General features: G+C 73.8%; 13 protein-coding genes. 2 read left to right on the top strand and 11 right to left on the bottom strand.

Going from position 1 to position 13,671, the window contains the following annotated elements:
* Positions 1–25 precede the first annotated feature (25 nt).
* From F8274_RS09040 to F8274_RS09060, 5 genes are all read right to left on the bottom strand, one after another.
* Positions 26–658, bottom strand: a complete 633-nt coding sequence (locus F8274_RS09040) for a bifunctional 4-hydroxy-2-oxoglutarate aldolase/2-dehydro-3-deoxy-phosphogluconate aldolase (protein WP_151461829.1) — start codon at positions 656–658, stop codon at positions 26–28.
* A complete protein-coding gene (gene dgoD, locus F8274_RS09045; RefSeq protein ID WP_151461830.1) occupies positions 652–1,800 on the bottom strand; it encodes a galactonate dehydratase in 1,149 nt (382 codons plus the stop codon). The genes F8274_RS09040 and dgoD overlap by 7 nt, the downstream gene beginning before the upstream one ends.
* A gap of 5 nt (positions 1,801–1,805) precedes the next feature.
* The gene (locus F8274_RS09050) at positions 1,806–2,621 is read right to left on the bottom strand and encodes a carbohydrate ABC transporter permease (protein ID WP_151461831.1); all 816 of its coding nucleotides are present in this window, start codon (positions 2,619–2,621) and stop codon (positions 1,806–1,808) included.
* The gene (locus F8274_RS09055; RefSeq protein ID WP_225853681.1) at positions 2,618–3,565 is read right to left on the bottom strand and encodes a carbohydrate ABC transporter permease; all 948 of its coding nucleotides are present in this window, start codon (positions 3,563–3,565) and stop codon (positions 2,618–2,620) included. The genes F8274_RS09050 and F8274_RS09055 overlap by 4 nt, the downstream gene beginning before the upstream one ends.
* A 74-nt stretch (positions 3,566–3,639) precedes the next feature.
* Positions 3,640–4,932 (bottom strand): sugar ABC transporter substrate-binding protein, encoded by a 1,293-nt coding sequence (locus tag F8274_RS09060; RefSeq protein WP_225853682.1) that lies wholly within the window; start codon positions 4,930–4,932, stop codon positions 3,640–3,642.
* A gap of 137 nt (positions 4,933–5,069) precedes the next feature.
* Between F8274_RS09060 and F8274_RS09065 the strand changes: the two genes are divergently transcribed.
* Complete coding sequence (locus F8274_RS09065) at positions 5,070–5,810, top strand: FadR/GntR family transcriptional regulator (protein WP_225853683.1); 741 nt, start codon at positions 5,070–5,072, stop codon at positions 5,808–5,810.
* Positions 5,811–5,823: 13 nt separating this feature from the next.
* Here F8274_RS09065 and F8274_RS09070 read toward each other — a convergent pair whose 3' ends face one another.
* Positions 5,824–6,618 (bottom strand): maleylpyruvate isomerase family mycothiol-dependent enzyme, encoded by a 795-nt coding sequence (locus tag F8274_RS09070; RefSeq protein ID WP_151461833.1) that lies wholly within the window; start codon positions 6,616–6,618, stop codon positions 5,824–5,826.
* A 73-nt stretch (positions 6,619–6,691) separates the two neighbouring features.
* On the bottom strand, positions 6,692–7,081 hold the full coding sequence (locus tag F8274_RS09075; protein ID WP_151461834.1) for a DUF2267 domain-containing protein: 390 nt from the start codon (positions 7,079–7,081) through the stop codon (positions 6,692–6,694).
* 133 nt (positions 7,082–7,214) lie between these two features.
* Here F8274_RS09075 and ligD point away from each other — a divergent pair, with 133 nt between their 5' ends.
* Positions 7,215–8,165 (top strand): non-homologous end-joining DNA ligase, encoded by a 951-nt coding sequence (gene ligD, locus F8274_RS09080; protein ID WP_225853687.1) that lies wholly within the window; start codon positions 7,215–7,217, stop codon positions 8,163–8,165.
* A gap of 40 nt (positions 8,166–8,205) precedes the next feature.
* Here the strand turns inward: ligD and F8274_RS09085 are convergent, their stop codons facing one another.
* From F8274_RS09085 to F8274_RS09100, 4 genes are all read right to left on the bottom strand, one after another.
* Positions 8,206–10,059 (bottom strand): transketolase, encoded by a 1,854-nt coding sequence (locus F8274_RS09085; protein WP_151461856.1) that lies wholly within the window; start codon positions 10,057–10,059, stop codon positions 8,206–8,208.
* 96 nt (positions 10,060–10,155) lie between these two features.
* Positions 10,156–11,424 carry an MFS transporter gene (locus F8274_RS09090; protein ID WP_151461835.1) on the bottom strand — a complete coding sequence of 423 codons (1,269 nt, stop codon included), beginning with the start codon at positions 11,422–11,424 and terminating at the stop codon, positions 10,156–10,158.
* A gap of 197 nt (positions 11,425–11,621) precedes the next feature.
* Entirely contained in the window at positions 11,622–12,587 is a 966-nt protein-coding gene (locus tag F8274_RS09095; protein WP_151461836.1) for a hypothetical protein, read from the bottom strand.
* Between the two features lie 73 nt (positions 12,588–12,660).
* Positions 12,661–13,632, bottom strand: a complete 972-nt coding sequence (locus tag F8274_RS09100; RefSeq protein WP_151461837.1) for a hypothetical protein — start codon at positions 13,630–13,632, stop codon at positions 12,661–12,663.
* Between the last annotated feature and the right edge of the window lie 39 nt (positions 13,633–13,671).

Here is a 13,671-nt window from a genome sequence, read left to right on the forward strand (position 1 = left end):
GCGCCGCCGGGGTGTCCGGCGCCGGTCATGCGACGGCGGCCAGGTAGGAGCGGGCGCGGGCGCGGAGGGCGTCCAGGTCGCCGCCGGAGGCGGCGTCACCGACCAGCGGGCCGCCGACGCCCACGGCGATCGCCCCGGCGGCGAGGTAGCCGGGCAGCTCGGCCAGCCCCACCCCGCCGACCGCGACGAACGGGATGTCCGGGAACGGGTCGCGCAGCGCCTTGAGGTACGCGGGCCCGCCCAGCGAGGCCGGGAACAGCTTCACGGCGGCGGCTCCCGCCCGGACCGCCGCGTACGCCTCGGTCGGGGTGAGCGCGCCGGCGGCCACCGGCAGCCCGCGGCGGGCGGCCTCGCCGATCGAGTCGACGACGGCCGGGGTGACGACGAACTGGGCGCCGGCCGCGGCCACGTCGGCGACGGCGGCCGGGGTGAGCACGGTGCCCGCGCCGACCAGGGAGCCGGGCGGGGCGGCGGTCCGGATCGCGGCGATGGCGTCGAGCGCGCCGGGCGTGGTCAGGGCCACCTCGACCATGCGGACGCCCTCGGCGAGCAGGGCGGTGCCGGTGGCGATGGCGGCGGCCGGGTCGGTGCCGCGGATGACCGCCAGCAGGCGGGTGGCGGCGAGTTCGGCGGTGAGGTCGAGGATCATGGTCACCATTCCGCGTAGGAGCCGTCCCGGTGCCGCCACATGGGGCTGCGCCAGGCGTGGCCGCGCTTGTCGGCGGCGCGCACCGCCGCCTCGTCGATCTCAATACCCAGCCCGGGCGCGGTGAGCCGCTCGACGTACCCGTCCACGAAGGTCAGTGGCGTCTTGTCGAGGCAGTAGTCGAGCACCTCGGCGCCGAGGTTGTAGTGGATGCCGATGCTCTGCTCCTGGATCAGGTAGTTCGGCGTGGCGAAGCCCACCTGGAGGCAGGCCGCCAGGGCGATCGGGCCGAGCGGGCAGTGCGGGGCGAGCTGGACGTCGTACACCTCGGCCAGCGCGGCGATCTTGCGCACCTCGGTGATGCCGCCGGCGTGCGAGAGGTCCGGCTGGGCGACCGCGATGCCGGCCTGGAGGACGGGCAGGAACTCCTGCCGGCTGTAGAGCCGCTCCCCCGTGGACACCGGGGTGGTGGTGGAGCGGACGAACTCGCCGATGAGGTGTGAGTTCTCCGGCACCACCGGCTCCTCGAGGAAGAACGGCCGGTAGGGCTCCAGCAGCGGGGCGACCCGGCGGGCGCTGGCCAGGCTGAACCGGCCGTGGAAGTCGACCGCGACGTCCCGGTGGTCACCGAGCACCTCGCGGGCGGCGGCCACCCGCTGGACCACGGCGTCGAGTTCGGCCACCGAGGCCACCGCGCTCATCCGGCCGGAGGCGTTCATCTTGACCGCGGTCAGGCCGGTGTCGAGGGCGGCGGCGATCTGGTCGCGGACCTCGCCGGGCTCGTCGCCGCCGACCCAGCCGTACACCCGGATCCGGTCCCGAACCGGGCCGCCGAGCAACTGGTGCACGGGCGCGCCCCAGTGCTTGCCGGCGATGTCCCAGAGCGCCTGGTCGAGGCCGGCCACGGCGCTGGCCAGGATCGGCCCGCCCCGGTAGAACGACCCCTTGGTCAGCACCTGCCAGTGGTCCTCGATGCGCAGCGCGTCCCGGCCGACCAGCAGTTCGGCGAGCTGGTCGACGGCGGCGCGGACGGTCTCGGAGCGGCCCTCGCAGGTGGCCTCGCCCCAGCCGACGATCCCGGAGTCGGTCTCCACCCGGACGAAGAGCCAGCGGGGCGCGACCAGGAAGGTCTCGATGCGCGCGATGGTGGTCACGGTGCTCAGCCCTTCGTCGCGCCGGCGGTCAGGCCGGAGACCACGTACTTCTGCACGAACAGGGCGATCACCATGATCGGCAGGGTGACCACGGTGGCCGCCGCCATGAGGCCGCCCCAGTCGATGCTGGCGTAGCCGACGAAGTCGAAGATCGCCACGGGCAGCGTCTTGGTGTCCGCGCCGGAGAGGACCAGGGCGAACATGAAGTTGTTCCAGGAGAAGATGAAGGACAGGATCCCGGCGGTGGCGATGCCCGGCACGGACAGCGGCAGGGTGACCCGGCGGAACGCGCCGATGTGGGTGAGCCCGTCGACCAGCGCCGCCTCCTCCAGCTCCTCGGGCAGGCCGTCGAAGAAGCCCATCATGATGTAGACGATCAACGGCAGCGAGACGAACATGTGGCTGAGGATCAGCACGGTGAAGCCGCCGACGAGCTGCAGGTTCGAGAAGACGTAGTACCAGGGCACGAGCAGCGAGACGCCGGGGATGACCCGGGCCATCAGCACCACGAGGGCCGACTTCTTCATGTTGAACCGGCTCATCGAGTACGCGGCCGGCACGCCGAGGATCAGCGACAGCACGGTGGCGGCGAACGCCACCCAGAGGCTGTTGCCGATGAACTGGACGTAGTGCGACTGCTGGAGCACCGTCGCGTAGTTGTCCAGGGTGGGCGAGAAGACCAGCGCCTTGCCGGTGTCGTAGATGTCGACGTTGGTCTTGAACGACGCGGCGATCATCCAGAGCAGCGGCGTGACGAGCGACAGCACCACGACGACGAGGGCCACCACCCGGAACACCCGGTACGACGGACTGGCCTTCATCGCCTGGCCCCCTTGCGCCGTGCGGTCAGGGCCCACATCGCCCCGATGATGATCAGGAAGAAAAGGATGAGGACGGTGGAGGAGACGCCGTACTCGTTGTAGTCGAAGCTCAGCCCGTAGGCGTACACGTTGAGGGTCTCCACCTCGTGGAAGGAGCCGCCGCCGCGACCCTTGGTGGCGTAGAGGATGTCGAAGGTCTTCAGCGCGTCGATGCCGCGCAGCAGGATCGCGACGATCACCGTGGGCATCAACAGCGGCAGGGTGACGTGCCGGAACCGCTGCCAGGCGCTGGCGCCGTCGATCCGGGCCGCCTCCTGCGGCTCGTCCGACAGCGAGGTCAGACCGGCGAGCAGGATCAGCACCACCATGGGCGTCCACTGCCACACGTCGATGAAGATCGTGGTGGGCAGCGCGGAGTGCTGGCCGGCGAGCCACGGCTGCGGGCCGATGCCGACCCAGCCGAGCACCTGGTTGGCCAGGCCGATGTTCGGGTCGAAGATGAGCCGCCACATCATGCCGACCGCGACCGGGGTGGCGACCAGCGGCATGAGGATGGCCACCCGTACCCACTTCTGGCCCTTGAACGGCCGCCACAGCAGCAGCGCGACGGCCATCCCGAGGACCACCTCGAACAGCAGCGCGACGACGGTGAAGGCGGCGGTCCGACCGACGGCCGGCCAGAACCGGTCGGTGTCCGACAGCACGTCGAGGTAGTTCTGGAAGCCCACGAACTCGCTCTCGGCGCGGACGGACCCCTCGGCGTCGGTGAGGCTGAGCCAGGCGGTCCAGCCCAGCGGGATCACGATCAGGGCGGCGACGAAGACCATCGCGGGCGCGGCGAAGAGCCACTTGCGGTGCTCGTTGGCCCAGCGCGCCCAGCCGGGCGTGTCGGGCATGACGCCGACGCCGCCGGGGGCGCGGCGGGTGGTGGTGACGGTTGCCATGGGATCTCCGGGGTGGGCGGACCGACAGGGGTACGCGGGTGGTGGGGCAAGGGGCCCCACCACCCGCGCGCGTGCTACTTGGCCTCGTCGTCCAGGAACTTCTGGAAGGCCTCGTTGGCGGTGTCGGCCGCGGCCGCCGGGTCCTTGCCGGTGATCGCGTCGACGATCGGCTGGCCGACGAGCTCGCGGGCCTGGCCGACCTTCACGACCACGGGCCGGTCGTGGGCGACGCCGCCCTGCGTGCTGGCGTTGATGGCCTCGACCAGGTCCTTCGGGTAGTTCGCGGTGCCCTCCGGGTTGGCCCAGACCGAGGTACGCGCGCCCGGCACGCCGGCCTTCTGCTGCGCGAGGGTCTGCTCCTTGCCGGTGGCCCACTCGACGAACTTCCAGGCGTTGCTCTTGTTCTTCGAGGCGTCGTTGATGCCCAGCGCCCACGACGGGATGTTGTACGGCTTGGAGCCGGCCGGGCCGGCCGGGAACGGCGCGAAGCCGACGGTGTCCGACACCTTGGACTTGGCCGGGTCGGTGGCGTTCTTGTAGAGCGAGTTGGCCTCGGTGTAGAAGGCGGCCTTGCCCTGGGTGAAGATGGCCATCGCCTCGGGCCAGCTCATGTCGGTGCTGACGTTGGCCGGGCCGGAGTCCTTGATGAGCCCGCCGTAGAAGGCGTACGCCTGCTTGGCGGCGTCGCTGTTGACGGTCGCCTTGCCGCTGCCGTCGACGAAGTCACCGCCGAAGCTGTAGAGGAAGCTGGAGAACTGGGTGACCGCCGGCGACTTGCCGGTCCGGGCCACGAAGCCCGCGGTGCCCGGGACACTGGCCTTGATCTTCGCGGCGGCCGTCTTCAGCTCGTCGAGGGTCTTCGGCGCCGCGCTCAGGCCGGCCTTGGCCAGCAGGTCCTTGCGGTAGTACAGGACCTCCTGCTCGGTGATGATCGGGACGCCCACCGACTTGCCCTCGTACGTGGTGGCCTCGACCGGGCCGGACTGGAAGTCGGAGTAGTCCCAGTCCTTGGTGGACTTCACCTGGTCGGACAGGTCGGCGAGGTACTTGTTCTTGGCGAAGAGCTTCCCCTCCTGGAGGGGGCGGTACATCATCACGTCGAGGTCGGACGAGCCGGCGTTGAGCTTGACGTTGTACTGGTCGGAGAGCTGGTCCTCGCCGAGCTGGGTGATCTCGACCTTGAGCCCGGTCTGCTTCTCGAACTCGGGCAGGGCCGCCTTGATGTTCTCCGTCCACACGTGGTTCGCCAGCGTCACGCGCACCGTCTTGGACGCGCCGCTGTCGTCGCCACCGCCGCCGCCGCAGGCGGCCAGGCCCATGGTGGCGACCACGGCCAGAGACGTACCGAATATCGATCGACGTCGCACGTCATCTCTCCTTTTCTCGTGGTCGCCGCCCCGGGGGAAGAGCGCCACAACGCTGTAACGTCCGCTTAACCACGGGATGCTAGGCCGAAAAAGCTGATTTATTCAAGGGTCGATCACCAACTGATATGCTCCGACCCGTGGATCACTCCTCCTCCGGGGGCGAGACCGGGCTGCACGCCCGCGTGCTCGACGAACTCGGCACGGCCGTCTGCGGCGGCGAACTGGCCGCCGGCTCCGTGCTCAACATCGACGAACTCGTCGACCGGCACGCGGTCTCCCGGTCGGTGATCCGCGAGGTCCTCCGGGTACTCGCGTCGATGGGCCTCATCGAGACGCGCCGCCGGGTCGGCGTCCTGATCCGCCCCGCCGAGGCGTGGAACGTCTTCGACCCGCAGGTGATCCGCTGGCGGCTCGCCTCCGCCGGCCGGATGGCGCAGCTCCGCTCGATCACCGAGCTGCGGACCGCGGTCGAGCCGCACGCCGCCTGGCTGGCCGCCCGCCGGATCACCCCCGACGACGCGAGCGACCTCGTCGGGATCGCGGCGAAGATGTGGGCCGCCGGGCAGGCCGGGGACGAGGACCGCTTCCTGCGCCTGGACATCGAGTTCCACCGGCGGATCCTCGCCGCCTCCGGCAACGAGATGTTCGGCAAGCTCCGGGAACTGGTCGCCGAGGTGCTCACCGGCCGGCACCACTACCACCTCATGCCGCACCACCCCGATCAGCAGGCGTTGCAGCTGCACGCCGACGTGGCCTCGGCGCTGCAGCGCCGCGACGGCGACGCGGCCCGCCGGGCCATGGTGCAGATCATGGAGCAGGCGTTCGACGAGATGAAGTCGATGTGGGAGCAGACCACCGAGCCGGACCCGGTGAGCTGACCCCGGCGCGCGCTCAGCCGAACGCGACCCGCTCCAGCCAGAAGTCCAGCAGCTGCCCGTCGCCGAGGACCTCGACGACCGTGGTGTCGACCGGTCGCCGCCGGTAGACCATCAGCAGCAGCTCGCTCACCGGGCCGCGGACCGCCACGGTCGCCTTCTCGTGCGCCCGCCGCCAGGCGAGGGTGTCGCCGGTGAGGTCCACGAGCCACTCCGCACCCAGCTCGGCGGGCACGTCGGTGGCGTGCAGGTGCAGGGTGCGGCCGGGACCGAGCAGATCGCGCCGGTGCGGAAAGATGTCCAGCATCTGCGGCAGCGAGCCCAGCTCCAGCCACTCGTCCAGCGCGTCGACCGCCACCGCCGGGTCGACGGCGAAGTCCACGCCCAGGGCGAGGGCGGCGTCCGCCCGGTGCAGCAGCGTCTCGTTGGCGAACCGGCGCGCCCAGAACACGCCGGCGGCCGGCACCTCCAGCGGCGTCCAGGTGGCCACGTCGGGTCCCGCCGCACCGAGCGCGCCGGCCAGCGCGGCGGCGCTCTCCACCAGCCAGGGGCCGACCACCGCGGGCTCCTCGTTCGCGTACGGCGACAGGTCCCGGAAGTGGGTGTCCGACGGCGGCCGTTCGGCCCGCGTGCGCACCACCTCGGCCGCCCAGCGCTGGCCGCCGCCGAGGTGCCGGGCCAGCTGGCCGACGTTCCACCCCGGACAGGAGGAGACGGGCGTGGTCAGGTCGGCGCCGTCGAGGTGGGTGCGGAGCAGGTCGCTCTGGGCGACGATCTCGGCGCGGTGGCGGTCGAAGCTCAGGGCGGCCATCAGCCCACCGTAGTGGCCGGCCGGAGGCACCGGGGGAAGCCGCCGGTGGGCGTTTCGTCCCGTCCCCGGGCGGTCAGGGCGTGCGGGGCACCGGCTGGGCCAGCGCGCCGATCTCCCGGGGCAGCTGCGCGAGGGCCTGCTCGAACTCGACGTGCCCCACCACCCGGTGCAGGGTCTGCAGCACGGCCCGGGCGCCCCGCTCGGCGACGTCCGGCGCCGTGCCGGCGCGCTCGGCCACCCGGCGCAGGAACTCGTCGTACCCGAAGGCCTCCGGCTCCTCCGGGCGGGCCCGGGCCAGCAGTGGGCGCAGCTCGTGCGCCACGTGGTCGGCCAGGTCCGCCGCCTCGCCGCCGCTGATCCGCTCGGCGAGGGTGCGCAGGGTGGCCTCGGTCAGGGATCGCGCGGTGTCGGCCGGGACGCCCGCCCGTTCGGCCACCTTCGCCACGAACTCCAGCTCCGCCATCGTCGGTCCTTCCGTCCCGGAGACGGGTGGCTACCCGCCGACGACCACCACAAACGACCGCCGTTCGGGCAAAAGACCGGAAACCGGCGTCCGCCGAGGTCGCGACGGCCAGGATCGGGACGTGGCCGCCAGGATGCCGACGCTCGTGCCGCCGATGCTCGCCGGGCTCGGCGCGCTGCCCACCGGGCCCGGCTGGGGCTACGAGTTCAAGTGGGACGGCGTGCGCGCGGTCGCGTACGTCCACCGGGGGCTGCGGCTGCTCAGCCGCAACGACCGGGACGTCACCCGGGCCTACCCGGAGCTGGGCGAGCTGGCCGACCTCCTGGCCGGGCGGCGGGCGGTGCTCGACGGCGAGATCGTGGCGCTCGACCCCGGCGGCCGGCCCAGCTTCTCGGCGCTGCAACGGCGGATGCACGTGCGGGCGCCGGCCGCCGCGCTGGTCGCCGCCACCCCGGTCCGGTACTACCTGTTCGACCTGCTGCACCTCGACGGGCGGGACACCACGGCCCTGCCATACACGGAACGGCGCGCGGCGCTGGAGGGGCTGGGGCTCAGCGGCGAGACCGTCGAGACGCCGCCCTACTGGACCGGCGAGGCCGGCCGGGCCCTGGCCACCGCGGCGGCCGACCTCGGCCTGGAAGGGGTGGTCGCCAAGCAGCTCCGGTCGCCGTACGAGCCGGGCCGCCGGGGCGCGGCGTGGGTCAAGGTGCCGCTCAACGAGACCGTCGAGGTGATCGTGGGCGGCTGGAAGCCGGGCTCCGGCCGGCGGTCCGGCGCCATCGGGTCCCTGCTGCTCGGCATGTACGACGAGCACGACCGGCTGCACTACATCGGGCAGGTGGGCACCGGCTTCACCCAGGCCGTGCTGCGCGACCTGGCGGGCCGCCTGGAGCCGCTGACCCGGCCGGATCCGCCCTTCGCCGAGGTGCCGCGCGAGCACGCCCGGCACGCCGTCTGGGTCGACCCGGTGCTGGTCGGGGACGTCACCTTCCGGTCCTGGACGCCGGACCGCCGGCTGCGCCACCCCTCCTGGAAGGGGCTGCGCAGCGACCGGGATCCGGCGGAGATCCGGCTGCGGCGCTGACCCCGGGGCCGCCGGCTACGCGGGTGGCGGCGGGGCGGCCTCAGGCGAGGGCGCGGGCCGCGCCGACGATGGCGTACGCGCCGATGCCCGCCCGGTCCATCTGCTGGGCCGGGGTCCCCGAGCCGGGCAGTCCGCGTACGGCCAGGTGGTTGACCCGCACCGGCTCGGCCAGGCCGGCCAGCTCCTCCAGCACGGCGGAGCCCAGCCCGCCCTGCGGGTAGTGGTCCTCGACCACCACCAACCGGCCACCGGTGTCGCGCACGGCGTCGAGCAGCCGCTGCCGGTCGACCGGCTTCACCGAGTAGAGGTCGATCACCCGGGCGTCGATCCCCTCGCGGGCCAGCTCGTCGGCTGCCGCGAGGCAGTTGTGCACGGTCACCCCGGCGCCGATGAGCGCCACGTCGGTCCCGTCGCGCAGCAGCTTGCTGCCGCCGACCGGGAAGTCCTCGCCGTTGTCGTAGAGCACCGGGTACTTGCCGCGCGTGGTGCGCAGGTAGCTGACGCCCTCCCGGTCGACCATGGCGGCGACCAGGGCCGCGCAGGAGACGGCGTCGCTCGGGTAGAGCACGGTCGACCCGTGCACGGCGCGCAGGGCGGCGAGATCCTCCAGGCCCATCTGCGAGGGGCCGTCCGGGCCGATCTCCACGCCCGCGTGCGAGCCCGCGAGGGCGATGTCGGCCCGGGAGATGCCGGCCATCCGGATGAAGTCGTAGGCGCGGGACAGGAACGCGGCGAAGGTGGCCGCGAACGGCCGGTAACCGCGGACCCGCAGGCCCACCGCGGCGGCGACGAGCTGCTGCTCGGCGATGAACATCTCGAAGAACCGGTCCGGGTACGCCTCGCCGAACTTGTCCGCCCGGGTCGAGTCGCTGACCTCGCCGTCGAGGACCACCACGTCCGGCCGGACGCCCAGTGCGCGCAGCGCGTCCCCGTACGCGTTGCGGGTGGCCACCTTCGCCCCCTTGTCGTACCGGGGCAGCTCCGGTGGCGGCCCGGCGGGAGCGGGGGCCGCCGGCGCGGCGGCGGGCCGCGGCCCGGTGACCCGGATCTGCCGCACGCCCCCGAGGGCCTGGACGGCCCGCTCGGCCTGGTCCGCTTCGAGCGCCTTGCCGTGCCAGTCGGGCCGGTTCTCGATCTCCGGCACGCCCTTGCCCTTGACCGTCCGGGCCAGCACGACCGTCGGGCCGGTCGCCTGCCGGGCCTGCCCGAACGCCTCGTCGATCGCGGCCAGGTCGTGGCCGTCGACGACGATCGGGTGGCAGCCGAACGCCTCGACGCGCCGGCGGTAGGTGTCCAGGTCCCACTCCAGCTCGGTCGGCCCCCGCTGGCCGAACCGGTTCACGTCCACGATCGCGGTGAGGTTGCGCAGCCCGTAGTGGCCGGCCTTGTCCAGGGCCTCCCAGATGGAGCCCTCGGCCGTCTCGCTGTCGCCGCAGAGCACCCACACGTGGAACGGGAGCTTGTCCAGGTACCGCCCGGCCAGGGCGACGCCGACGCCGACCGGCAGCCCCTGGCCGAGCGAGCCGGTGGCGGTGTCGACCCAGGGCAGGACCGGGGTGGGGTGGCCCTGGAGGCGGGAGTTCAACTGGCGGTAGGTCTCCAGCAGCTCCTGCTCGCTGATCGCCCCGGTCGCGCGGAAGACCGCGTACAGCAGCGGCGAGGCGTGCCCCTTGGAGAAGATCAGGTGGTCGTTGGCGCGGCTGCCCGGATAGGACCAGTCGTAGCGCAGGTGGCGGGCTACCAGCACGGCCAGCAGGTCGGCCGCGGACAGGCTCGACGTGGGGTGGCCGGAGCCGGCCCGGGTGCTGCACCGGATCGAGTCGACCCGGAGCTGGGCGGCGAGGTCGGCCAGCCCGGCCAGCTCCTCGTCGCGCAGGGTGCGCTCTGCTTCCATCGTCACGCCGCGTCGCCTCCGTCCCGACCAGCCCACCGCCGGTCGCCGGGCCGCCCCGGGGACGGCCGGCGCCGGCCACTTCCGCCCATACGGTAGTCAGGAAACATCCGCATTTTCGGACAACGACCTATTCGCCCGGATCTGGCGGGCGGGACGGCGGCTGGCCAGCCGGCCGGCCAGCAGCAGGTACGGCAGCACGGCCACCGCGAACGCGACCGGATGGCCGGCGGCGCCCGCCACGACGCCGTACCCGGCGTAGACCGCGATGATCGTCAGGTCGGTGGCCATCCCGGCCACCGAGGTGACCGTGGCCCGGTCGGGCCCGCTGATCCGGGCCTGGAGCCGGACGTCGGCCAGCACGGTGGCGAGCTGGAACGCCGCGAACGCGACGCCCACCAGGACGAACCCGGCCGGGTGGCGGACCAGGGCGCCCGCGGCCAGGGCCAGCGCCGCGCCGGCCAGCAGCGCGGCGAAGCCGCGGTCGGTCAGCCGCTCCCCCGCCGGGGCCAGCAGCCCGCCCACGGTGGTGCCGGCCCAGACGAGCAGGAGCAGCAGCGGCACGGTGGCCGCCGGGATCCCGGTGTCCCGGGCCAGCAGCGGCGTGTACTCGTCCAGGCCGCCCCACACGGCGGCGACCGCCGGCACCAGCAGCAACGCGCCCCGCACCGACCGGTCGGCGCGCGCCTCGGTCAGCCCGCCGCGCAGGCTGGCCAGCCAGCCGGGCTCGGCCGTCTCGGCCTGGTCCCCGCCGGGCTGGTCCGTGCGGTGGTCCCTCGGCTCCGCAGGCCGGTGCTCGGGGAACCGGGTGGCGACCGCCGCGGCCGCAAGGCACGCCGCCACGCTCGCCGCACCCACCGCCGGATAGCCGCCGAGAGCCAGCACCGGAGCGGCCAGCCCCATGGCGCCGACCACCCCCAGCAGCTCCGCGGTCCTGGCCCGGCCGGCCAGCCGGGCGTACAGGCCGGCCGCGCCGAGCCGGTCGAGCTCGGTCCAGACCAGCGCTTCCTGAGCACCGGAGCGCAGCGCGCCGCCCGCGCCCCAGAGCAGGAAGCCGACGGCGAACGCCGGGTAGGACGGCACGAGCACCCAGAGGGCGAAACCCGCGGCGGTCAGCAGCGGGGCGAGGCAGAGCAGGAGACGCCGGGAGGCGGCGTCGGCCCAGGCGCCCGAGGGCACCTCCAGCAGGATGCCGGCGGCCGACCAGAGCACGAACAGCGAGGAGATCTGCCCGACCGACAGCCCGGTGTCGGCGAAGAGCAGCGTGTAGACCGGGTAGAGCAGCACCAGGTCGGTGAGGAACGCGTAGGCGTAGAGCGTGACGGCGAGCCGGCGCTCGGACGGCACGCGCGCGGAGACGACGAGCATGAGGACCTTCCCACGGGGACGGAACGGACACCGGACGTGCGGTGTCCGCGGTGGCCCGCGGGCTCGACCCTCGGCAGGGCATCAATGTCGCCAGTGCATGCGCCGATCGTAACCGGGCGCCCGGCCCCCGCGCCGCCCCGCGCAAACGGACCGGGGTGGGACCCGGAAGGGCCCCACCCCGGTCGGCGCGCGGTCGGTCAGCGGCGGGAGCGGTCCACGTCCGCCTGCGGGATGACCATCGTGGCCTCGCTGTCCGCGGCCTGCTCGGCCGTCGGCTGCCGCGGGGTGGTCGGCTGGGTGCGGTCCGGGTCGGCGTACGCCGGCACCGGCTGGGTCGGCTCCGCCGCGCCGTACGGGGCGACGGGCTGGGTCCGGTCGGCGTCGGTCTCGCTGGCCACGGGCTGGGTCAGCTCGGCCTCGGCGTACGGGCCGGCCGTCCCGCCGAACCGCGCCTCGACGTCCCGCCGCCCGGCCTGGTACGCCCGGGCGTGGGTGGCGATGGTCCGCGACTCCTCCTCGGCCCGGGCCAGCCAGTTCTCCCAGCGGCTCTGCATCGGGCGGACCAGGCCGCCGCCCACGCCGACGACCAGGATGCCGCCGACGGTGGCGAGCACGGCGATCAGCACCGGGGTGGTCACCGTGGTGGCGACGCCGATCTGGTTGAGCGCGGCGATGACGCCGAGGCCCAGGATGAACACCGAGGCGATGTTGGCGAGCACCCGGCCGTAGGAGAGGCCGCCGAGGGCGCTGGAGATGATGTCCTTCACCGCGCGGGCGATGGCCGCGGCGACCACCACGATGACGATGGCGACGAACGCCCGGGGCAGCCAGGCGACGACGCCGGCGATCAGGTCGGAGATCGGGTTCGGGCCCCAGATGCCGAAGGCGAGCTGAAGGGTGACCAGCAGCACCGCGTAGTAGGCCAGCTTGGCGACGATGTCGCTGGCGTCGTACTTCGAGCGCGCGAGGGCGGTCTTGATGCCGCCGCGCTCGACGGCCCGGTCGAAGTGGACCCGCTCCAGGACCTTGTCCACGATCTTCAGCACGGCCTTGGCGACCAGCCAGCCCACGATCAGGATGGCGATGAAAGCGACCGCCTTGGGCAGGAACAGCATCACCGAGCGGAACGCGTCGCCCACCGCGTCCCCGAAGTTGTCTCTCATCGAAGGGCCTCCACGCACAGGGTCAGGGTTGGTTCGCCTGGAGCTACCCTGACCAGCCGGCGGGGAAACGCGGTCAGCCGCCGGGGCAGCGGTAGCGGACCTGCGTGCCGGCCTGCAGCGGCGACGGTTCGACGAGGTTGACGGTGGCGCTCTCGGTGGTCGTGCCGACCCCGCTGAACGTCCACTTGAGGGTGAGGGTCGCGGTCCGCTGGCCGCGGCCGACCCGCTCGGTGAGCAGGCCGCCCGGCGGGCCGTCCGAGCGGAACCACTGGTAGCGGATGACCCCGCCGCGCCCGTTGGTCCGCACGGTGGCCACCACGTCGACGGTCACGTCGCAGGCCACCCCGGGCGGCCGGGGCACCGCCACGGTGACGCCCTCGACCTCCAGCGGGCGCAGCCGCTGCCACAGGTAGAGCCCGACCACCACCAGCAGCGCCGCGGTCAGCAGGGTGGACAGCACCGAGACGACCCGGCGCCAGACCGGGCGGGACGGCCGCGCCGGAAGCATCGCCGGCCAGGCCGGGGCCGGCGGCGGGGTGGCCGGGACACCGGGCCCGAAGCGCAGCTCCCCGCCGGGGGCCGGCACGCCGCCGGGGGCCGGCACGCCGCTCGCGGCCCGCGCGTCCGCCGTCGCCCCTCGGTACGCACCCGAGGTCGCCCCGCCCCCGGCCACGGTGGCCGGCCCTGTCGGGTGCTGCCGGGGCGGCGCGGTGAAGTGCACGGTCGGCTGGGCCGCACCCGTCGCGGCGGCGGCCGGGGAGCCGAAGTGCACTGTCGCATCCGGGCTGTTGTGCGGGCCAGGCGGTGGTGGCCCGAGGTGGACGGTTGCGTCCGGGCTGAGGGGTGGAGCGGGCCGCGTGGGTGGCCCGAGGTGGACGGTCGCGTCCGGGCTGAGGGGTGGAGCGGGCCGCGTGGGTGCGCCGAGGTGGACGGTCGCGTCGGTGGGGTGCGGGCCGCCGCCGTGGCCCAGGTCGGCGGTCGCGCCGGGGTCGGTGGGCAGCGCCCGGGTGGGCAGCGCCTCGGTCGGCTCCTCCGGCGGGGTCACGACGGCCGTCCCCGGGTCACGGTGCGGGTCTGGGCAGCG

It is taken from the genome of Micromonospora sp. AMSO31t (genome assembly GCF_008868175.1).
In the GTDB taxonomy this organism is placed as follows: Bacteria; Actinomycetota; Actinomycetes; order Mycobacteriales; family Micromonosporaceae; genus Micromonospora.